Below are 20,711 nucleotides of genomic sequence, written 5' to 3' on the forward strand. Positions count from 1 at the left end.
GCGGCAAAGAAACACATAACTGCGTTGCTCACTAAGGCAAATGGGCGGTTAGCTCAGTTGGTAGAGCGGAGCCCTTACAAGGCTTAGGTCGGGAGTTCGAGCCTCTCACCGCCCACCAAAAAACATTTGCCAGAAGTTAAGTTTTAAAGTAATATGTAGCACCTTGATATTCAGCTGGAGCGGTAGTTCAGTTGGTTAGAATACCGGCCTGTCACGCCGGGGGTCGCGGGTTCGAGCCCCGTCCGCTCCGCCAACAAATATCAAGCTTAGTAGTACGACGTAATACCGTTTAGGAGCGGTAGTTCAGTTGGTTAGAATACCGGCCTGTCACGCCGGGGGTCGCGGGTTCGAGCCCCGTCCGCTCCGCCAGAATATGAAAGCCTGCAGCTTGAAAAAGCCGCAGGCTTTTTTCTTTTCTATCCCGATATTCAAATAAATATCGCGTACGGCAACATTCATTACTTTCCCTCGCGCGATTAAGAAATATGATCGTGGCAAAGTCCAACTTGGTGCTAAAATGCAAATCAAGTTGTTCTCATATAAACAAAAAAGAGGGATACCATGTTCGCAAAAAAACTCGCCATCGCCGCAGCCCTGCTGACTGCCAGCAGCGTCCACGCAGCCACCATCTTCGCCGATAACTTCGATTCCAATACCGACGCATTGAACGCCAGCAGCTTCGCCAACGGCTGGACCGTGAGCGACGGTACTGTGGACATCATTGGCCCGACCGGCGGCTGGGACCTGATTCCTGGCAATGGCTACTACATCGACCTGGATGGCTCGACCGGCAAGGCTGGTTTGTTCTCCAATTCGATCGCCGTGAGCGCAGGCCAGACCTATATCCTGAGCTTTTCGCTGGCCGGTAATCAGCGCGCCAGCTACGGCACCGGCGGTGACAGCGTGACCGTCAACTTCGGCACCAACAGCCAGGTGATTGGCCGTACTGAAACCGTTGGTTTCCAGACTTTCTCGCTGAGCTACACCGCGCTGGCAGACGGCAATGCCGTCTTCAGCTTCCGCAATGCTGGCGGCGATAATATTGGCGCGCTGCTGGACAACGTGAGCGTCGCCGCCGTGCCGGAACCGACCACTTACGCCATGCTGCTGGCTGGCCTGGGCCTGGTGGGCGCTGCTGCGCGCCGCCGCCGCAACGGCTGATCTGCAACATAGCCGTTTTGCCAAGGATACCCTTGCTATAGAGGGGTGTGCACTGTAAAATCCGGCAACCGGAATTGGCGAACGCGAGTTCGCCTTTTTTGTATGTGCAAGCCCCATCAATCCGAATTGGCAGACCATGTTTGAATTTATTCGTACCCATCAACGTTTGATGCAAATCCTGCTGGCGATCGTCATCGTGCCATCGTTTGCATTTGTCGGTATCGGCAGTTACAAGAGCTTTGGCGACGACGCCGGCACCATCGCCAAGATCGATGGCAAGCCGCTGACCCAGCAGGAATTCGATAATGCCGTGCGCAATCGTCTGGACGAGTATCGCCAGCGTATGGGCGCACAGTTCGACCAAAAGGTGTTTGACACCCCTGAGTTCAAGCAGAACATCCTCGACCAGTTGATCGCCCAGCGCGCGATCGCCGCCGAAGTGATCCACGCTAACCTGAACGTGAGCGACGCCCAGCTGCAAAAAGCCATCGTCGACATGTTCGGCGGCCCGGCCAACTTCAATATGGACACCTACAAGCAGGTGCTGGCCGCCCAAGGCCTGCGCCCGGTCGACAACGACGCCCGCATGCGCCGCGAACTGGCGCTGCAGCAGCTGGCCACCGCCATCGAAGGCACGGGCTTCGCGCCGCGCTCGGTAGCGAAGTCGCTGTCGGACATCGCCGCGCAGGAACGCGAAGTGCAGGAACTGGTGCTGCCGGTGGTCGATTTCGTGCCGCAGGTGAAAATCACCGACGAGATGGTCAAGGCCTTCTACGAGAAAAACGCCAAGCAGTTCGAAGTGCCTGAGCAGGCCAAGATCGAATACGTGGTGTTCAACAACGACGCCGTGATGAGCCAGGTCAGCGTAAGCGACACCGAAGTGTCGGACTACTACGCCAAGAACACCGCGCAATTCACCACGCCGGAAACCCGCCGCGCCAGCCACATCCTGGTCGCCGTGAAGAAAGGCGCCAGCGCTGCTGATACCGCCGCTGCCAAGGCCAAGGCCGAAGCCATCCTGGCCGAAGTGCGCAAAGCGCCGGCCGACTTCGCCAAAATCGCCAAAGCCAAATCGGAAGATCCGGGCTCGGCAGAGCAGGGCGGCGATCTGGGCGTGGTAGAGAAAGGCCTGTTCGTGCCATCGGTGGAAGGCGCGATCAACAAGCTGAAGCAAGGTGAGATCAGCGATCTGGTGCAGTCGGAATTCGGCTTCCACATCGTCACCGTGACCGAACTGAAAGCCGCCGTGGCCAAGCCGTTCGACGCAGTCAAAGGCGACGTGGCCGACCTGCTGAAAAAGCAGAAGGCATCGAAGAAGTACTCGGAAATGGCCGAAGCCTTCACCAACACCGTGTACGAGCAAGCGGACAGCCTGAAGCCAGTGGCTGACAAGCTGGGCCTGAAGATCGAAACCGCCGCCAACGTATCGCGCAATCCATCGCCAGCGGCTGGTGCTGCGCCGTACAACAACGCCAAGTTCCTGGCCGCGCTGTTCTCGAACGATTCGATCAGCAACAAGCGCAACACCGAAGCAGTGGAAACCGCACCGAGCACCCTGGTGGCCGGCCGTATCGTTGAATTCAAGCCTGCGACCAAGCGTCCGCTGGCGGAAGTCGACGCCGCCATCCGCCAGCGCGTAACGATGGAAGAAGCCGCCAAGCTGGCCGCCAAGGCTGGCGAAGAGAAACTGGCTGCCTTCAAGAAGTCGGGCGAAGCCAACGGTTTCGGCGCTGCCAAGCTGGTCTCGCGCTCCAAGCCTGAAGGCATCAACGGCCTGGCCATGCAAGCTGTTATGAAAGCCGACACCACCAAGCTGCCAGCTTACGTGGGTGTGGACGTGCCAGGCATGGGCTACGGCCTGTACCGCATCGGCAAAGTGCAGCAGCCTGCCCAGCAAGACGAAGCGCAGCGCAAGCAGGAAGCTGAGCAGATCGGTAACCTGATCGCCCAGCAAGAGATGGCGCAGTACGTCGAGCTGCTGAAGCAAAAAGCCAAAGTGAAAGTGCTGAAGCCGATCGCATCGGCCACCACCGTCACCGAAGTGAAGTAAGAACGTACAAAATTAAAAAGGGCCGCTTGATGCGGCCCTTTTTTTATTGTGCTGTGAGTTGCCGCGCGGCCGCGGCGAATGAGGCATCGTCGATATCGGCCAGTTCCAGCGGCACGGCTTGCGCGTACTTGCTGAAGTTGCGGTCGATCGAACGCAGGTAGGCGGGGTCGTAGTGCTGTTGCAGCAACTGTTCCACCAACTGCTGCATCTGGCCTGCTTGCGACATGGCTTGCCAGCTGGCGATCTTCTCCTTGCCATGCAACTGTGTCAGGTGTTCGAGCTGGCCGTTGAGCGATTCCGGGCTGGCGAGGAAATGCGTGTAGTCCGCCATCAGCAGCCGCACGCGGTTCGGCAGCGACAGCGTCATGGCGATGCAGTCCGAGGCGCGCATGGTGTCCATCAGCGCGGCCGGCACGCGCAGGTTGCCGACCTTTTTGCTCTCCGCCTCCACAAACACCGGGCGCGCCGGATCGAAGCGGCGCAGCACATTCCAGATCTGCGTTTCAAACGCCTTCTGGCTCGGTTGCGGCTGCGACGGCAGATGGCCCAGCACCGAGCCGCGATGCGCGGCCAGTTTTTCCAGGTCAAGCACTTGCGCGCCTTGCGCAGCCAGCACTTCCAGCAGGCGGCTCTTGCCGCTGCCAGTGGTGCCGCAAATCACCTTGAACTGCAATTCGGGCGCGTGTTCCAGTGCTGTATTGACCTCTTGCCGGAACGCTTTGTAGCCGCCTTCGAGCTGCACCACCGGCCAGCCGATCTTGGCCAGGATATGGGCCATCGAACCACTTCGGTTGCCGCCGCGCCAGCAGTAAATCAGCGGCCGCCATTCACGCGGCTTATCGATCCACAGTGCTTCGATATGTTCAGCGATGTTCTTGGCAACCAGCGCCGCGCCCAGCTTCTTGGCCTCGAAGGAGCCAACTTGCTTGTACATGGTGCCGACGCGGATGCGCTGCTCGTCGTCCAGCACCGGCGCGTTGATGGCGCCGGGCAGGTGGTCGAGCGCATACTCGCAGGGACTGCGGGCGTCGATGATGGCATCGAAGGTGTCGAGTTGCGACAGCACCTGCTCGATGCTCAGTATTTCTGGATACTTCATTTGGCCTTGATGGTTTTTTGCAGGGTGGGCCAGATATTGGCAAGAATAATCGGGTGTGCTTCAGCCAGCGGGTGCAGGCGGTCCGGCTGGAACAGCTGCGGCTTGTCGGCCACGCCGTCCAGCATGAACGGCACCAGCGGCGCCTTGATGTCCTTGCTCAGCGTGCCGTACATGGCGAAGAATTTGTCGGCGTAGTCGCGGCCATAGTTGGGCGGCATGCGCATGCCGATCAGCATCACCTTGGCGTCGGACTTGGCGGCCGCCTCGCTCATGGCGCGCAGATTGGTCTGGGCCGCAGCCACCGGCAGGCCGCGCAGGCCGTCGTTGGCGCCAAGTTCGATCACCACCAGGTCGGGCTTGTGCTTGGCCAGCAGGGCGGGCAGGCGCGAGCGGCCGCCGCTGGTGGTCTCGCCGCTGACGCTGGCATTGACCACCACCGCATCGATGTTGTTCTGCTTGAGTTTTTGCTCGGCCAGCGCGACCCAGCCGGTGCCGCGTGCCAAACCGTACTCGGCCGATAAACTATCTCCGAGCACAAGCACCGTTTTTGGTGCAGAATAGGCGCTCGCCGCTGCCGATAACAAGAGCAGGGCGGCCAGGGATTTTCCAGATAAACGTTTAAACATATTCAGCATGCCCGATTTTCCTAATGCGTCTACACAATTCATGCCGGACGGTCCGGCTGCGTCGTCTTCTTCGGCACCGGTGCCGGCGTCTTCCGTCCATCCGGCCATCGCCGTCAGCGGCCTGGCCAAGCGGGTGGCCGATGCCAGCGGCGAACTGACCATTTTGCACGAGGTGGATTTTACCGTGCAAAAGGCCGAGACGCTGGCAATCGTTGGCGCCTCCGGCTCCGGCAAGTCGACTTTGCTGGGCCTGCTGGCGGGCCTGGACACGCCGAGCGCCGGCAAGGTGGTGCTGGATGGCGTAGACATTTATGCACTGGATGAAGACGGCCGGGCCGCGCTGCGCAAGGAAAAGCTGGGCTTTGTGTTCCAGTCCTTTCAGTTGCTGGCGCATTTGACGGCGCTGGAAAACGTCATGCTGCCGCTGGAATTGGCCGGCGTGGCCGGTGCGCGCGAGCGGGCCGAGGCCATGTTGTCGCGCGTCGGCCTGTCCAGCCGCCTGAAGCACTATCCGAAATACCTGTCGGGTGGCGAGCAGCAGCGCGTGGCGCTGGCGCGCGCCTTCGTGACCGAGCCGCCGCTGCTGTTTGCCGACGAACCGACCGGCAGCCTGGATGCCGCCACTGGCGAAGCGGTGATCCAGCTAATGTTCGATCTGAACCGCCAGCACGGCTCCACGCTGGTGCTGGTGACGCACGACCAGGCAATGGCGGCCCGCTGCCGCCGCACCATCACCATCGCTGCGGGACGTCTGGTCTGAGCCGCGTCGTTCCGGCGCAGGCCGGAACCTAATGGGGGTATGCGGATACGCTCAACTTGGATTCCGGCCTGCGCCGGAATGACGTGCTAGCGGCCGTGGTGCTGGACCATGCGGTTTAGCGCCACACGAATGGCTGGGATCAGCTCGCCAGCGGTGAGGCCAATCGGGCCCACGCCTTCGGTCACCAGCACGTCGGCGGCCATGCCGTGCAGCCAGACTGCCGCCAAGGCGGCTTCCCACTGCGGCCAGCCTTGCGCCAGCAGCGCGCCGCACAGGCCGGCCAGCACATCGCCGGTGCCGGCGGTCGCCAAGGCTGGATTGCCGGTGGTGTTGATCACCGCATCGCCGCTTGGCGCGGCAATCACTGTCCCTGAACCTTTCAATACCACCACCGCATGCAGCCGCGACGCCAGCTCGCGCGCAGCCGCCAGCCGGTCCGCTTGCACGGCGGCGATGCTGGTGCCCAGCAAGCGTGCCGCTTCCAGCGGATGCGGTGTCAGCACCACGGCGGCGGGGCGGTGCGCCAGGGCGGTTTGCAGCGCGGTGTCGCCAGCCAACAAGTTGAGCGCGTCGGCATCGGCCAGCAGCGCACTGCCGCAGCCGACCGCCCGGGCCAGCAAATCATGCGCAGCACGCGTCGTGCCCAGTCCGGGGCCGACCACCAGCGTAGCGAGGCTGAGGTCAAAGTCGGCGGCCAGACGGCACATCAGTTCCGGCTGGCCCGGATCGCTTGCCAACGCCTCCTCCGCAAACAAGGCGTAGACGCGGCCGGCGCCACTGTTGAGCGCCGCCCGTGCCGCCAGGATCGGCGCGCCGCTCATGCCGCGCGCGCCGCCGACCACCGCCACGTTGCCGTAGCTGCCTTTGTGCGTGTTATGCCGCCGCGCCCGTAAATGACGCGAGAAGAATTTGACGTCGTTCAGGTGCAACCGGGTCGGCGCGTAATGGGCCGGATCGATGTCCAGCCGCGCCACGTCGACCAGTCCGGCGTAATCGCGGCCGTCGCAGGTGTGCAGGCCCGGCTTGTTGCCGATGAAGGTGATGGTGTGGGTGGCATGGATGGCGATGCCGTCCGGACCCACCACGGCGCCGCTGTCGGCATCGAGCCCGCTCGGCACGTCCAGCGCCAGCACCGGGCAGCGCAGCTGGTTGACGATCTCCACCAGCTCGCGGAAAGCGCCATCCAGCGACCGTTTCAGGCCGATGCCGAACAGGCCGTCCACTACCAGGCTCCAGTCGGTGCCGGCGATGTCGGCGTCGTCCCATTCGCGGAAACGGGCATCGCTGAGTTTTGCGCGCTGCAGCGCAGCGTCGCGCTCGGGCGACGCTGCGCCCCGCGGCGCGAAGTGGATCAGCGTGACTTGCGCCCCGGTGTAGGAAATGTGCGCCGCCGCCTCCAGCGCGTCGCCGCCGTTGTCGCCCGGCCCGGCCAGCACCAGCACGCGCGCGTGCGCGGTCGAGAATGGCAGCTTGTCGAGTGCCGCGTTGGCACTGGCTTGCCCGGCACGCTGCATCAGCGCGCCAGGTGGCAGCACAGCGGCTGCGGCGCGCTCGATGGCGCGGATTTCAGCAACGGAGTAGAGGGGATTCATGGTGCCATTTTAGCATCTAAATTTCTATCAAGGCCGCTGGTGTGCGGCGGCCGGGGCGCACTACAATAGATGATTCACAGCTTAACGAGGCAAGGCATGGATTGGCAATTCTGGATCGACCGCGGCGGCACGTTTACCGACATTGTGGCACGCGCGCCCGATGGCCGGCTACGCACGCTCAAGCTGCTGTCCGAGAATCCGGAACACTACGCCGACGCGGCCATTGCCGGCATCCGCCAGCTGATGGGCGTGGCCAAGGGCAAGCCAATTCCGGTGGCGCAGATCGGCGCGGTAAAGATGGGCACCACGGTGGCCACCAACGCGCTGCTGGAGCGCAAGGGCGAGCCGACTGCGCTGGCTATCACGCGCGGCTTCCGCGACGCGCTGCGCATCGCTTACCAGAACCGTCCGCGCCTGTTCGACCGCCACATCGTGCTGCCGGAGCTGTTGTACAGCCATGTGATCGAAATCGACGAGCGGGTCGGCGCGCATGGCGATACTATTTCGCCGCTCGACCTTACCGCTGCCCGCGCCGGGTTGGCGCAGGCCTATGACATGGGCTTGCGCTCGCTGGCGGTGGTGTTCATGCACGGCTACCGCTACCACGCGCACGAAACCAAAGTGGCCGACCTGGCGCGCGAGATGGGCTTTACGCAAGTGTCGGTGTCGCACGAAATCAGCCCGATGATGAAGCTGGTGGCGCGCGGCGATACCACGGTGGTCGATGCCTATCTGTCGCCGATCCTGCGCCGGTATGTCGATCAGGTGGCGCAGGAGCTGCCCGGCGTGAACCTGCAATTCATGCAGTCCAACGGCGGCCTGACCGACGCCCGCGCGTTCCAGGGCAAGGATTCGATCCTGAGCGGACCGGCCGGCGGCATCGTCGGCATGGTGCGCGCCTCAAAGTTGGCGGGCTTCGACAAGGTGATCGGCTTTGACATGGGCGGCACCTCGACCGATGTGTCGCACTACTCGGGCGAATTCGAGCGCGTGTTCGAAACGCAGGTCGCCGGTGTGCGCATGCGTGCGCCCATGATGAGCATCCACACGGTGGCGGCGGGCGGCGGCTCGATCCTGCATTTCGACGGCAGCCGCTATCGCGTCGGCCCTGACAGCGCGGGCGCCAATCCGGGACCGGCCAGCTATCGCCGTGGCGGCCCGCTGGCCGTCACCGACTGTAATGTCATGCTAGGCAAAATCCAGCCCGCGCATTTCCCGCAGCTGTTCGGCGCTGATGGCAAGCAGCCACTCGACGCCGCCGCTGTGCGCCAGCGCTTCGCCGACATGGCCGCCGGCATCGCGGCTGCCACCGGGGAAGAGACTGCACCGGAGCAGGTGGCGGAGGGCTTCCTCGATATCGCGGTCGGCAATATGGCCAATGCCATCAAGCAGATCTCGGTGCAGCGCGGCCACGACGTGACCGAATACACGCTGACCAGCTTCGGCGGCGCGGGCGGGCAGCACGCCTGCCTGGTGGCCGACGCGCTGGGCATGAAGACGGTGTTCGTGCATTCGCTGGCGGGCGTGATGTCGGCCTACGGCATGGGCCTGGCCGACCAGACCGCGATGCGCGAAGCGGCGGTCGAATTGCGCTTGAGTGAAGATGCGCACGCCGATCTGGCGGCACGCCTGCACGCGCTGGGCCGCCAGGCGCGCGCCGATCTGCATCATCAGCAGGTGGAGGATGAGCGCATCTCGCTGATCAGCCGCGTGCACTTGCGTTACGAGGGTACGGATACCGCGCTGATTGTGCTGTTCGATACAGTGGAGAGCATGCAGCAGCAGTTCGAAGCCGCCTACCGCAAACGCTATTCCTTCCTGATGCCGGCGCGCGCGCTGATCGTGGAGGCAGTGTCTGTGGAAGCGGTCGGCAAGTCCGACGCGCCGTCCGAAGCGGTGGAGCCGGCGCCGCGCCGCGTGTCCGGCCTGATGCCGCACGCGGTGGTGCCGATGTACACCGGCGGCCAGTGGCGGCAGACCAATTTGTACCAGCGCTCGGCCACGCGCATCGGCGATATCGTCAAAGGCCCGGCCATCATCGCCGAAGCCAATGCGACCACCATCGTGGAAACCGGCTGGCAGGCGGAGGTCACGCTGCATGATCATCTGGTGCTGCGCCGCGTGGCCGCGCTGCCGGAGCGACGCGCCATCGGCACCACGGCCGATCCGGTGATGCTGGAGATCTTCAACAACCTGTTCATGTCGATCGCCGAGCAAATGGGGCTGCGGTTGCAGAACACGGCGTACTCGGTCAACATCAAGGAGCGACTGGACTTCAGCTGCGCCATTTTCGACGCCGACGGCAACCTGATCGCCAATGCGCCGCACATGCCGGTGCATCTGGGCTCGATGGGCGAGAGCATCAAGACGGTGATGCGCGAGAACGCCGGCCGTATGCGCGCCGGCGATGTGTTCATGCTCAACGACCCGTACAACGGCGGCACCCACTTGCCGGATGTGACGGTGATTACGCCGGTGTTCGACGAGACCGGCGCACGCATCCTGTTCTACGTCGGCTCGCGCGGCCACCACGCGGATATCGGCGGCACCACGCCGGGTTCCATGCCGCCGGATTCGCGCGTGATCGAGGAAGAGGGCGTGTTAATCAATAACTTCAAGCTGGTCGACGGCGGGCGCATGTTGGAAGACGAGACGCGCGCGCTGCTGGCCGGCGCGCAGTACCCGGCCCGCAATCCGGACCAGAATCTGGCCGACCTGCGCGCGCAAATCGCCGCCAACCAGAAAGGCGTCGAAGAGCTGCACCGGATGGTGGCGCATTTCGGCCTCGACGTGGTGCAGGCTTACATGGATCACGTGCAGGATAATGCGGAGGAAGCGGTGCGCCGTGTGATCAGCGCCTTGAAGGACGGCGCGTTCACGCTGCCGCTCGATAACGGCGCGCAGATTCAGGTCGCGGTTCGCGTCGATCAGGCTTCGCGCAGTGCGGAGATTGATTTTACCGGCACCTCGGCGCAGCTCGACAACAACTTCAATGCGCCGTCGGCGGTGTGCATGGCGGCGGTGCTGTACGTGTTCCGCACGCTGGTGAATGACGAGATTCCGTTGAACGCCGGCTGCCTCAAGCCCTTGAAGGTGCTGATCCCGCAAGGCTCGATGCTGAATCCGCGCTATCCGGCGTCGGTCGTGTCGGGCAATGTGGAGACCTCGACCTGCATCACCAATGCGCTCTACGGCGCTCTGGGTGTGATGGCGGCCGCGCAGGGCACCATGAATAATTTCACCTTCGGGAATGCCAAGTACCAGTATTACGAAACCATCAGCGGCGGTTCCGGCGCGGGCGATGGCTTTGATGGCACGAGCGTGGTGCAAACCAATATGACCAACTCGCGTCTCACCGATCCGGAGATTCTGGAATTCCGTTTCCCGGTACGGCTGGACAGCTACGAAATCCGTGCCGACAGCGGCGGGGCGGGGCGCTGGCATGGCGGTAACGGCGGCGTGCGCAAGGTGCGCTTCCTGGAATCGATGACGGCGGCGATCCTGTCCAATAACCGCATCCACGCGCCGTTCGGCATGGCCGGTGGCGAGCCCGGTGCGCTGGGCCGGAACAGCGTGCAGCGCGCCGATGGCAGCATCGAGATGCTGGGCCATATTGGCAAGACCGACATGCAGCCGGGCGATGTCTTCATCATCGAGACGCCGGGCGGCGGCGGCTACGGTTCGTCAATTTAAGTTGACGGTGCGATGATTGTCAACTAAAGTTGACGCATGACTGATCTCCATCACTTGAAGATTCCGGACGAGCCGGGCGACGCGATAGCGGCCGCCCTGGCTTTGCGCGAGCTGGCCGACCAGATCGAGCGCAAGGCGGTCCGGCAGGCGCTGGCAGACGGCTGGACCTGGGCCCAGATCGCCGAAGCACTCGGTGTGAGCAAGCAAGCCGCCCACAAAAAGCACGCAGCGAATCTGGCGCGCGGCTGACCGGAGGAATAATCATGTTTGCAAAACTGAGGCAGCGCTGGCAGGACACGCGGACCATCATGAAGTTGTCGCTGGATGCTGAAAAGCGCGCTTTGCAGGAAGGGCAGCGGCATCCTGGTGCGGAGCACTATCTGCTGGCCGCTCTCGACCTGCCAGACGGCAGCGCACGCCGCGTCTTCGCGCGCCTCGGCGTCGATCCCGAAGCTTATCGCGCCGCCCTGGCCAACCGCCACGCCGCCGCCCTCAATACCATCGGCCTGCACCATGTCGCCCCCGCGCCGACCTCCAACACCGCCGGAGACGCGCGCGCTCCCGCTGGGCCGGCCGACGCCGCCGCCGCCGCGCGCGCCGACGACGCCGTGCCGCCGGCGGAAGCCAGCATCTTGTTCGACGCCCAGCCTTCCGGCCAAGCCTTGATGCAAAGCCTGCCGGAGTTGCAGCGTCGCTTGTCGGCGCCGCTGTGTGGCGCCCACGTCCTGCTGGCTGCGGCGGCGATGGCCCACAGCGCGGCCGGCCGCGCCTTCAAGGCCATCGGCATCGATCTGCAAGCACTCGGCAGCGCCGCCGAAACTGAGCTGCGGTCCGGCATGCCTTTCTGATAAGCTCGTTTTGCGATACCCGAGGTATTGCAATCCGCGACCACGGAATCCCGGCTTGTCGGCCTCCCGGCTGGCACGTACAGTCGGGTTTTTAACCGGCGGGGAGAGACATCATGGCGAAATTACTGAGGCACTTGCAGCCCGCCCCAGCGATCGTTTCGGCATTCGCGCTGTGCGGACTGTACTTCGTGTCGTGGTACGTGATCAGCCACTACCTGACCGCTGGCCTGGTGGGCTACTGAACCATGCGCCTGCTGCTCGCTCTCTGCCTGACCATCCCATTGAGCGCCGTGCTGGCGCAAACTGAAACGCCGGAGGTTGAAGCGCCGCCGGAGCAAGTGCTGCTGGTCGGCCAACGCCCGGGGCCCGGCCTGTGGAAGGTCAGCAAAGACGATCACGTGCTGTGGGTGCTCGGCATCTACACGCCGCTGCCGCAAAAGATGGAGTGGCGCTCGCAGCAGGTCGAGGTCACGCTGGCGCAGTCGCAGGAATATCTGGCGCCGCCCGCCGCCCATGCCAAGGTCGGCTTTTTCCGCGGCCTGACCATGTTGCCGGGCCTGATCGGCATCAAAAAGAATCCGGACGGCGCCACCTTGCGCGACGTCCTGCCGCCAGACGTGTACGCACGCTGGCTGCCGCTGAAGGCCAAATACCTCGGCGATAACGACAGTATTGAACGCGAACGTCCCATTTTCGCGGCAGATACCTTGTTCAGCGCCGGCCTCAAGCAGGCCGGGCTGACCAGGGGTATGGTGGTCAGCACCAAGCTCGACGCCATCATCAAACAGCACAAAATCAAGGTCACCGAAACCGGCATCAAGCTGGACATGGACGGCGCGTCGGACATGATGAAGGACTTCAAGAAGTCGTCGCTGGCCGACGCCGCCTGTTTCGACAAAACGCTGGCACGCCTGGAAACCGATATCGAGGCCATGCGTGTGCGCGCCAACGCCTGGGCCAAGGGCGACATCGAGGCGATTCAGAAACTGACGTATCCAGACCAGGACAACGAGTGCAACAACGCCATGCTCGGCGCCGAGTTCGTCAAGAACCGCCCCGGCTTTCAGAATATCAAGGAGCGGGTGCGCACCGCTTGGCTGGACTCAGCCGAGCAATCCATCGGCGCCAACGCCAGCACCTTCGCCGTGCTGCCGTTGTCGAACATCATCGGCGCGGACAGCTATCTGGCGGCGCTCAAGGCCAAGGGCTATCAGGTCGACAGCCCGGAATAAACTCAGGCCACCACCGAAATACCGTACTTGCGCTGGGTGTGCTGGTACTGCGCCAGCAGGTTTTCCAGTGATGGATGATTCGGATCCAGCCGGCGCATGCGATCCAGCAGGAACTGGCACTGTTCGGCCAGCGGCGCTTCCCAACCGAGGTCGTCCAGCTGCTTGAGCATGGCCGAGGCGGCCGCCGGCAGCAGCGCCAGATTGCCGGGCGCCTTGCGCAGGCCGGCGTTCAGCGTATCCACCGCCGCGCGCAGGTCGCCTTGGGTGCGCTGCTCTTCGGCATGCGCGATGAGCTCGTCCACCTGAATCTTGATTTGCTCGCCCATGCCTTGCGCCAGATCGTGGCGGCCGGCTTTTTCGAACACTTGCACCGCGTCGTCCATCGACACGCCGCTTTCGGTGTCGTTCATCAGATTGAGCATCAGGTCCGAGGCCTGCTGGTCGAGCTTGATGTTCAGGCAGCTGTGCACCAGCCCGATCTTGAGCCCGGTCGATAGCCCACGGCTGCCGGCCACGGCGTTGACCGCATTGGTCAGCTCGGCCGCCGCAGCGGTGATGTTGCCGGTCATTTCCTGCAGCATGCCGGCGGCGATGGCGCGGCAGGCGTCGACATTGGTGCCGCCGCGTAACGAGCGCTCCATGTCGCGGATCACGCCGCTGGCCTGGTTGGCGTCGCCCTTGCGCACCAGCGTCTTGACCAGCTTGACGTGGTCCTCGGGATCGCGGAATTCGGAATATTTAGCCTTGGCCACCACTTGCTTGAAGGCCTTCTCGGCCGCCGTGACGTCGCCCGTTTCATAGGCCACGTCGCCGAGGTGGCGCAGCCGGTGCACCATGTGCGGCGAGATGGCGACCGCGTCTTCCAGAATCTTCTTGGCCGCTTCCTGCTGGCCCAGCGCTTCATGCGTGCGCGCCAGCAGGTCGTAGGCCGCCATGTATTGGGAGTTTTGGTTGAGCAGTTCTTGCAGCGTGGCCTGCGCCTCGACGTATTTCTGCAAGCCGAACTGGCTGCGTGCCAGGCCGAGGTGCGCCCAGGCGACCGGCTTGGTCATCAGGATCAACTGGTAGGCTTGCTCGGCCTGCGCCAGTTCGCCTTGCTGCGTCAGCAGTTCTGCGCGCAGGCGGATGAAATCCGTGGCGTAGCGTGGGTTCTTTTCCTCGCCCGTGACGCATTCGGCGATGGCTTTTTGCAGGTTGCCCAGCTCGACCATCTGGTAGGCGCGCTGGAACACATCGCGCCGCTCGACGGCCCGGCGCATGCGCTGCAGCAGGGCGTCCACGGTGAACGGCTTGAGCACGTAATCGGTCGGCGTCAGCTCGGCGGCGCCGATGACTTTGCTGTACACGCCTTCCGAGGTCAGCATGATGAAGATGGTCCACGGCTGGATCAGCTTGTGCAGGCGCAGGTCTTCCAGCAATTGCTGGCCATCCTGGCCGCTGCCGAGGTCGTACTCGCACAGCACCACGTCGTAGCTCTTCTTGTTGATCTGGCGGATGGCCGTGCCGGCGCTGACGGCGTCATCAATACTGGTAATGCCGGCCTGGCCGAGCATGTTGCGCAAGTTGGCGCGCATGCTCTGGCTCGGGTCGACCAGCAGGACGGAGAGGGCGGCGTAATCGGCCATCAGTTGCTTTCTGCCGCAGCGGGCGTTGGGTTGGCGGCGGCCTTCTGCCGCAGCGATGCGTATTGTGCCAGCAAACCCGGCAATAGTGGGTGTTGTGGATTGTCTTCGCGCATGCGGCGCATCAGCGTGGTGCACTGGGTGGCCAGCGCCTGATCCCAGCCCAGCTCGGCGATCAGGCGCAGCATGGCGGTCACGCTCACGGACCACAGACCGGTATGGCTCGGGTGGCGCTGCAAGGCGTCCTGCAGCGCCGCGACCGCGCCGCGCACGTCGCCTGAACGGCTGAGGACGGCCGCTTCGCGCACCACCGCGTCCACCTGCTGTTCCTGGCTCATGGTGTAACGCTTGACGATGTCCTGCCGGCCGGCTTGTTTGCACAGCTCGGCCACCTGTTCGGCATCGATGCCGCTGTTCGGGTTGGCGATCAGTTGGTCGAACAGGGTGGCGGCTTGCTCGTCCATGCGGTTGGTCAGGCAGCTGTGGGCCAGGCCGAGCTTGAGATCGCTGGACATGCCGGTGGCTTCGGCCAGTTTGTCCATTGCCTTGGCCAGTTCGGCCGCCGCACCCTCGGCATCGCCATTGAACTGCTTGATCATGGAGGCGGCGTAACCTTTGCAGACTTCCACGCTGGGGCTGCTGCGCATCGAACGCTCGAGGTCGCGCACCACCCCGGCCGCGCCGGCCGCGTCGCCCTTGTGCACCAGCGCGCGCACCAGGTTCACATGGTCGGCCGGATCGCGGAATTCGGAATACTTGGCCTTGGCCACCACTTGCTTGTAGGCTTTCTCGGCGCCGGCCACGTCGCCGGTCGCCAGCGCCACGTCGCCGAGGTTGCGCAGCCGGCGCACCATGTGCGGCGACAGCGCCACCGCGTCTTCCAGCACTTGCTTGGCGTCGGCGTCGCGGTCCTGCTCGCGCAGCAGTTGCGCCAGCAGGTCGTAGGCGGCGATGAATTTGGCGTTCTCCTCCAGCAGCGCGCGCAGCAGTGCTTCGGCATCGGCCAGCCGGCCCAGCTCGTAGACAGCACGGGCCTGGCCCAGCTGCGCCCACCCCAGCGGCTTGACCTTGAGGATGGCGGCGTAGGCTTGCTCGGCTTCGGCGTGGCGGCCAAGGCTGGCCAGCAGCTCGGCGCGCAGGCGGGCGTAGTCGACGGCGTAGCGCGCTTGCGTCGCTTCATTGGTCAGGCAGGCTTCAATCGCTTCGCTGGCGCGGCCCTGGCCGATCAACTGGTACACCGGCAGGAACTTGGCGCGCCGCTCGAGCGCGCGGCCGATGCGCTGCGACAGCACGTCCACGGTAAAGGGCTTGAGAATGTAATCGGTGGGCAGCAATTCGGCCGCGCTCATCACCTTGCCATACACGCCTTCCGAGGTCAGCATGACGAAGATGGCCCACGGGCTGATGACTTTATGGTGGCGCAGGTCTTCCAGCAATTGCTGGCCGTCCTGGCCGGCGCCGTCGGCGCTGGTGCCGAGGTCGTATTCGCACAGGATCACGTCGTAGGAGCGGGTAGAGAGGGCGCGAATGGCCAGGGCGGCGCTGACCGCGTGGTCGACCTTGGTGATATTCACCTGCGTCAGCATATTGTGCACGCTGGCGCGCATGCTCTGATTGGGATCGACAATCAGGACCGACAGGTTGCTATAGTCTGGCATCGCTTGCTCTCGTGGGCCGCTACTTTCAAATCAGCATACTCCAAGGCAAGCCGAAAAGCCGGAATTTCGCACTTTTTGGCCCGAAATGTTGCATCGGAGGCACGTTTTAAGGCCGCATCGCGACGAAATATCCAAGGGCGGCGGGTGGCGGGAGAGGGGGCAAAAAGGTATAATGCGCGCAAAGGAAATTCTGCATTACAAGTATCTCGTGCCCCATCTCCCTTTAAACCGCAGCCTAGCTGCATCAACTATCTTCCCACCATGCTGATTCTGCCGGGTTCCAACGCCCTGTCCGCATTCCGTAGCCAACGCCTGTTGAACCAATTGCAAGCGGTGCTGCCTTCCGTTGCCGCTGTCCAGGCACACTACGTCCACTTCATCGATGCCGCCGCGCCTTTGTCGGCCGACGACACCCAGCGCCTGACCGGCCTGCTGACCTACGGTGAGCCGGCCCACGCCGAAAACACCGAGGGCCACGCCGAAGAGTTCTTCGTCATCCCGCGTTTCGGCACGATTTCGCCGTGGGCCTCCAAGGCCACCGACATCGTCCACAACTGCGGCATGGCGCACATCAAGCGCGTCGAGCGCGGCGTGGCGTTCCGCATCAACCTGAAGACTGGCCTGCTGGGTACCTCGCTGGGCGCGGCCAAGAAGCTGAGCGACGACGAGTTGCAAGCCGTTGTGGCGCTGCTGCACGACCGCATGACCGAATCGGTGCTGCGCTCGGCCAACGACGCAGCCGGCCTGTTCCGCGAACTGGAAGCTCGTCCGCTGGAAACCGTGGATGTGATCGGCAGCGGCAAGGCCGCGCTGGACAAGGCCAACACCGACCTCGGCCTGGCCATGTCGGAGGATGAAGTTGAATACCTGGACGCCGCCTTCACCAAGGCCGGCCGTAACCCGACCGACGTTGAACTGATGATGTTCGCGCAGGCAAACTCGGAACACTGCCGCCACAAGATCTTCAACGCCGACTGGACCATCGACGGCGTCGCCCAGCCTAAATCGCTGTTCGGCATGATCAAGAACACCCACCAGCTGCAGCCGAAGGGCACCGTGGTGGCCTACAGCGACAACTCGTCGATCATGGAAGGCGCGGAAGTGATGCGTTTCTTCCCGCAGGCCGGCAGCAATGAATATGCGCCGACCACCGAGCTGACCCACACGCTGATGAAGGTGGAAACTCACAACCACCCGACCGCGATCTCGCCATTCCCAGGCGCCTCGACCGGCGCCGGTGGTGAAATCCGCGACGAAGGCGCAACCGGCCGTGGCGCAAAGCCGAAGGCCGGCCTGTGCGGTTTCACCGTCTCCAACCTGCTGCTGCCGGGCGCTGTGCGTCCGTGGGAAAGTGACGCTGTCGTCACCGCTCCAGTGGCCGACTACCGTGACACCGGCACCCCATACGGCAAGCCGGAGCGCATCGCTTCGCCGCTGCAAATCATGATCGAAGGCCCGCTCGGCGGCGCCGCGTTCAGCAACGAATTCGGCCGTCCTGTGCTGGGCGGTTACTTCCGTACCTACGAACAAAACATCGGCAGGCAGTTCGCCGGCGCGCACGACACCGTGTTCGGCTACCACAAGCCGATCATGATTGCCGGCGGTATCGGCAATATCTCGTCGCAGCACACCCACAAGAACGACATCCCGGTTGGCAGCCTGCTGGTGCAGCTGGGCGGTCCTGGCATGCGCATCGGCATGGGCGGTTCGGCCGCTTCGTCGATGGCAACCGGTACCAACACCGCCGACCTGGACTTCGACTCGGTCCAGCGCGGCAACCCGGAAATGGAACGCCGCGCGCAGGAAGTGATTAACGCTTGCTGGCAGCTGGGCGCGAAGAATCCGATCATCTCGATCCACGACGTGGGCGCGGGCGGTCTGTCGAACGCATTCCCGGAAATCACCAACGACGCCAAGCGCGGCGCGATCTTCGACCTGCGCAAGATTCCGCTGGAAGAGAGCGGCATGGCGCCGAAAGAAATCTGGTCCAACGAATCGCAAGAGCGTTATGTGCTGGCGATTGCGCCGTCCGACCTGCCGCTGTTCCAGTCGATCTGCGAACGCGAGCGCAGCCTGTTCGCCGTGGTTGGTACTGCCACCGAAGAGCGCCAGCTGAAGCTGATCGATCCTGAACTGGGCAACAACCCAGTCGACATGCCGATGGACGTCCTGCTGGGCAAACCGCCAAAAATGCAGCGCGACGTACACCACGTGCAAAACGACTTCCCGGCCATCGACCTGACCGGCATGGATCTGGAAGAAGCCGCCAAGCGCGTGCTGCTGCTGCCGACCGTGGGCGACAAATCGTTCCTGATTACCATCGGTGACCGTACCGTGGGCGCCATGTCGGTGCGCGACCAGATGGTCGGTCCGTGGCAGGTGCCAGTGGCGGACTGCGCTGTGACCGCGATGAGCTACGAAGGCTACCTCGGTGAAGCGATGGCAATGGGCGAGCGTACCCCGCTGGCGGTGATCAACGCCGCCGCATCGGGCCGCATGGCTGTTGCTGAAGCCGTGCTGAACATCGCCGCCGCGCCGATCCGCTCGATCGAAGACATCAAGCTGTCGGCCAACTGGATGGCGGCTTGCGGCCAGCCAGGCCAGGACGCCGCGCTGTACGACACCGTCAAGGCAGTCGGCATGGATCTGTGCCCGGCGCTGGGCATCTCGATCCCGGTCGGTAAGGATTCGCTGTCGATGCGCACCACCTGGAAGGATGGCGATGAGTCCAAAGCCGTGCTGTCGCCAGTGTCGCTGATCGTATCGTCGTTCGCTCCGGTGTACGACGTGCGCAAATCGCTGACCCCGCAGCTGCGTACCGATGCGGGCGAAACCTCCATCATCCTGATTGACCTCGGCCGTGGCAAGAACCGCCTGGGCGCCTCGGCGCTGGCGCAAGTCATGGGCCAGCTGGGCAACTCGGTGCCGGACGTCGACAATCCGGAAGACGTGAAAGCCTTCTTCGCCGCCATCCAGCAACTGAACGCTGACGGCAAGCTGCTGGCTTACCACGACCGTTCGGACGGCGGCCTGTACGGCACGCTGACCGAGATGGCCTTCGCCGGCCGCGCCGGCCTGTCGATCAACCTCGACATCCTGACGCTGGAAGAAGGCCACGGCGCCGACCAGGGCGATGCCAAGAACTGGGCCACCCAGATCGCCGAGCGCCGCAACGAGCAAACCCTGCGCGCGCTGTTCTCGGAAGAGTTGGGCGCTGTGATCCAGGTGCGCGCCGACGAAAAATCGGCCGTGATGGACGTGCTGCGTTCGTTCAACCTGGGTGCATGCAGCCACATCATCGGTAAGCTGAACGACCGTGGCGTGATCGAATTCACCCGCGACGCCAAGATCATCTACAGCAAGCCGCGCATTGAATTGCACCGTCTGTGGAGCGAAACCAGCTGGCGCATCGCCCGCCTGCGCGACAATCCAGCCTGCGCGGACGCCGAATATGATCGCCTGCTGGACGAACAAGACCCTGGCATCACCCCGAAAGTCACCTTCGACCTGTCGGAAAACGTGGCTGCACCGTTCATCGCCACCGGCGTGCGTCCGCGCGTTGCCATCCTGCGCGAGCAGGGCGTGAACTCGCACATCGAGACCGCCTTCGTGATGCACCAGGCCGGCTTTACCGCCGTCGACGTGCACATGAGCGACCTGATCGCGGGCCGTGCCAAGCTGGACGACTTCCAGGGCATTATCGCCGTCGGCGGCTTCTCGTACGGCGACGTACTGGGCGCGGGCGAGGGCTGGGCCAAGACCATCCTGTTCAACAGCGCGCTGTCTGATCAATTTGCCAAGTTCTTCGCGCGCAAGGACAGCTTCGGCCTGGGCGTCTGCAACGGCTGCCAGATGATGAGCAACCTGAAACCGCTGATCCCCGGCGCGCACGCATGGCCGAAATTCACGACCAACAAGTCGGAGAAATTCGAAGCCCGCTTCGCAATGGTGGAAGTGCTGGACTCGCCGTCGATCTTCTTCAACGGCATGGCCGGCACCCAAACGCCGATCGCGATCGCCCACGGCGAAGGTTATGCCGACTTCTCGCAAACCGGCAATATTGCCGAAGCCGTGGCCGCCATGCGCTTCGTCGACAACCGTGGCGCAGCGACCGAAGCCTACCCGTACAACCCGAATGGCTCGCCGCAAGGCCTGACTTCGGTGACCACGCCGGACGGCCGCTTCACCGTGATGATGCCGCACGCGGAGCGCGTATTCCGCTCGGTGCAGCATTCGTGGGCGCCGGAATCGTGGGGCGAGGAAGCGCCTTGGATGCGTATGTTCCGCAATGCCCGTAAATTCGTCGGGTAATTAAATTCGGGGTCAGATCCGACAATCGGACATTTCGCTGGCGAAATGTCCGATTGTCG

Annotated in this window: 14 protein-coding genes and 3 tRNA genes; 12 read left to right on the forward strand and 5 right to left on the reverse strand. The window is 63.6% G+C overall.

What is annotated here, in order from left to right; genetic code table 11:
- Nucleotides 1-42: 42 nt before the first annotated feature.
- From BMZ70_RS04830 to BMZ70_RS04850, 5 genes are all read left to right on the forward strand, one after another.
- Nucleotides 43-118 (forward strand) — tRNA-Val (locus BMZ70_RS04830).
- A gap of 58 nt (nt 119-176) precedes the next feature.
- Nucleotides 177-253 (forward strand) — tRNA-Asp (locus BMZ70_RS04835).
- 39 nt (nt 254-292) lie between these two features.
- A tRNA-Asp gene (locus BMZ70_RS04840) sits at nt 293-369 on the forward strand.
- Between the two features lie 192 nt (nt 370-561).
- The gene (locus tag BMZ70_RS04845) at nt 562-1,161 is read left to right on the forward strand and encodes an FxDxF family PEP-CTERM protein (RefSeq protein ID WP_207231523.1); all 600 of its coding nucleotides are present in this window, start codon (nt 562-564) and stop codon (nt 1,159-1,161) included.
- 136 nt (nt 1,162-1,297) lie between these two features.
- The gene (locus BMZ70_RS04850; RefSeq protein ID WP_092270639.1) at nt 1,298-3,211 is read left to right on the forward strand and encodes a SurA N-terminal domain-containing protein; all 1,914 of its coding nucleotides are present in this window, start codon (nt 1,298-1,300) and stop codon (nt 3,209-3,211) included.
- Nucleotides 3,212-3,254: 43 nt separating this feature from the next.
- Here BMZ70_RS04850 and mnmH read toward each other — a convergent pair whose 3' ends face one another.
- Together mnmH and BMZ70_RS04860 are read right to left on the reverse strand one after the other, a co-directional pair.
- Nucleotides 3,255-4,310: a tRNA 2-selenouridine(34) synthase MnmH gene (mnmH, locus tag BMZ70_RS04855; RefSeq protein WP_092270642.1), complete on the reverse strand. Its 1,056-nt coding sequence runs from the start codon at nt 4,308-4,310 to the stop codon at nt 3,255-3,257.
- Entirely contained in the window at nt 4,307-4,936 is a 630-nt protein-coding gene (locus BMZ70_RS04860) for an arylesterase (protein ID WP_373922510.1), read from the reverse strand. Before BMZ70_RS04860 ends, mnmH begins: the two co-directional genes overlap by 4 nt.
- 40 nt (nt 4,937-4,976) lie before the next feature.
- Between BMZ70_RS04860 and BMZ70_RS04865 the strand changes: the two genes are divergently transcribed.
- The gene (locus BMZ70_RS04865) at nt 4,977-5,696 is read left to right on the forward strand and encodes an ABC transporter ATP-binding protein (RefSeq protein WP_092270648.1); all 720 of its coding nucleotides are present in this window, start codon (nt 4,977-4,979) and stop codon (nt 5,694-5,696) included.
- Between the two features lie 86 nt (nt 5,697-5,782).
- On the opposite strand, the gene BMZ70_RS04870 is transcribed toward BMZ70_RS04865, so the two are convergent.
- Nucleotides 5,783-7,288: an NAD(P)H-hydrate dehydratase gene (locus tag BMZ70_RS04870; protein WP_092270651.1), complete on the reverse strand. Its 1,506-nt coding sequence runs from the start codon at nt 7,286-7,288 to the stop codon at nt 5,783-5,785.
- Nucleotides 7,289-7,384: 96 nt separating this feature from the next.
- Between BMZ70_RS04870 and BMZ70_RS04875 the strand changes: the two genes are divergently transcribed.
- The 5 genes from BMZ70_RS04875 (at nt 7,385) to BMZ70_RS04890 (ending at nt 13,061) form a co-directional block, all read left to right on the forward strand.
- The gene (locus tag BMZ70_RS04875; RefSeq protein WP_092270654.1) at nt 7,385-10,981 is read left to right on the forward strand and encodes a hydantoinase B/oxoprolinase family protein; all 3,597 of its coding nucleotides are present in this window, start codon (nt 7,385-7,387) and stop codon (nt 10,979-10,981) included.
- Between the two features lie 36 nt (nt 10,982-11,017).
- Nucleotides 11,018-11,230: a helix-turn-helix domain-containing protein gene (locus tag BMZ70_RS04880; RefSeq protein WP_092270657.1), complete on the forward strand. Its 213-nt coding sequence runs from the start codon at nt 11,018-11,020 to the stop codon at nt 11,228-11,230.
- A gap of 14 nt (nt 11,231-11,244) precedes the next feature.
- Nucleotides 11,245-11,829: a Clp protease N-terminal domain-containing protein gene (locus tag BMZ70_RS04885; protein WP_092270660.1), complete on the forward strand. Its 585-nt coding sequence runs from the start codon at nt 11,245-11,247 to the stop codon at nt 11,827-11,829.
- Between the two features lie 113 nt (nt 11,830-11,942).
- Nucleotides 11,943-12,071: a hypothetical protein gene (locus tag BMZ70_RS29080; protein WP_255372214.1), complete on the forward strand. Its 129-nt coding sequence runs from the start codon at nt 11,943-11,945 to the stop codon at nt 12,069-12,071.
- Nucleotides 12,072-12,074: 3 nt separating this feature from the next.
- Nucleotides 12,075-13,061, forward strand: coding sequence for a TraB/GumN family protein (locus BMZ70_RS04890; protein WP_092270663.1), 987 nt, complete (start codon nt 12,075-12,077; stop codon nt 13,059-13,061).
- 2 nt (nt 13,062-13,063) lie between these two features.
- Here the strand turns inward: BMZ70_RS04890 and BMZ70_RS04895 are convergent, their stop codons facing one another.
- Nucleotides 13,064-14,686, reverse strand: coding sequence for a response regulator (locus BMZ70_RS04895; protein ID WP_092270666.1), 1,623 nt, complete (start codon nt 14,684-14,686; stop codon nt 13,064-13,066).
- Entirely contained in the window at nt 14,686-16,341 is a 1,656-nt protein-coding gene (locus tag BMZ70_RS04900; protein WP_092270669.1) for a tetratricopeptide repeat-containing response regulator, read from the reverse strand. The genes BMZ70_RS04895 and BMZ70_RS04900 overlap by 1 nt, the downstream gene beginning before the upstream one ends.
- A 261-nt stretch (nt 16,342-16,602) precedes the next feature.
- On the opposite strand from BMZ70_RS04900, the gene purL reads away from it, so the two are divergent.
- Nucleotides 16,603-20,652 carry a phosphoribosylformylglycinamidine synthase gene (purL, locus tag BMZ70_RS04905; RefSeq protein WP_092270672.1) on the forward strand — a complete coding sequence of 1,350 codons (4,050 nt, stop codon included), beginning with the start codon at nt 16,603-16,605 and terminating at the stop codon, nt 20,650-20,652.
- The last annotated feature ends 59 nt before the right edge of the window (nt 20,653-20,711 follow it).

It is taken from the genome of Duganella sp. CF402 (assembly GCF_900109645.1).
Classification (GTDB): Bacteria; Pseudomonadota; Gammaproteobacteria; order Burkholderiales; family Burkholderiaceae_D; genus Rugamonas.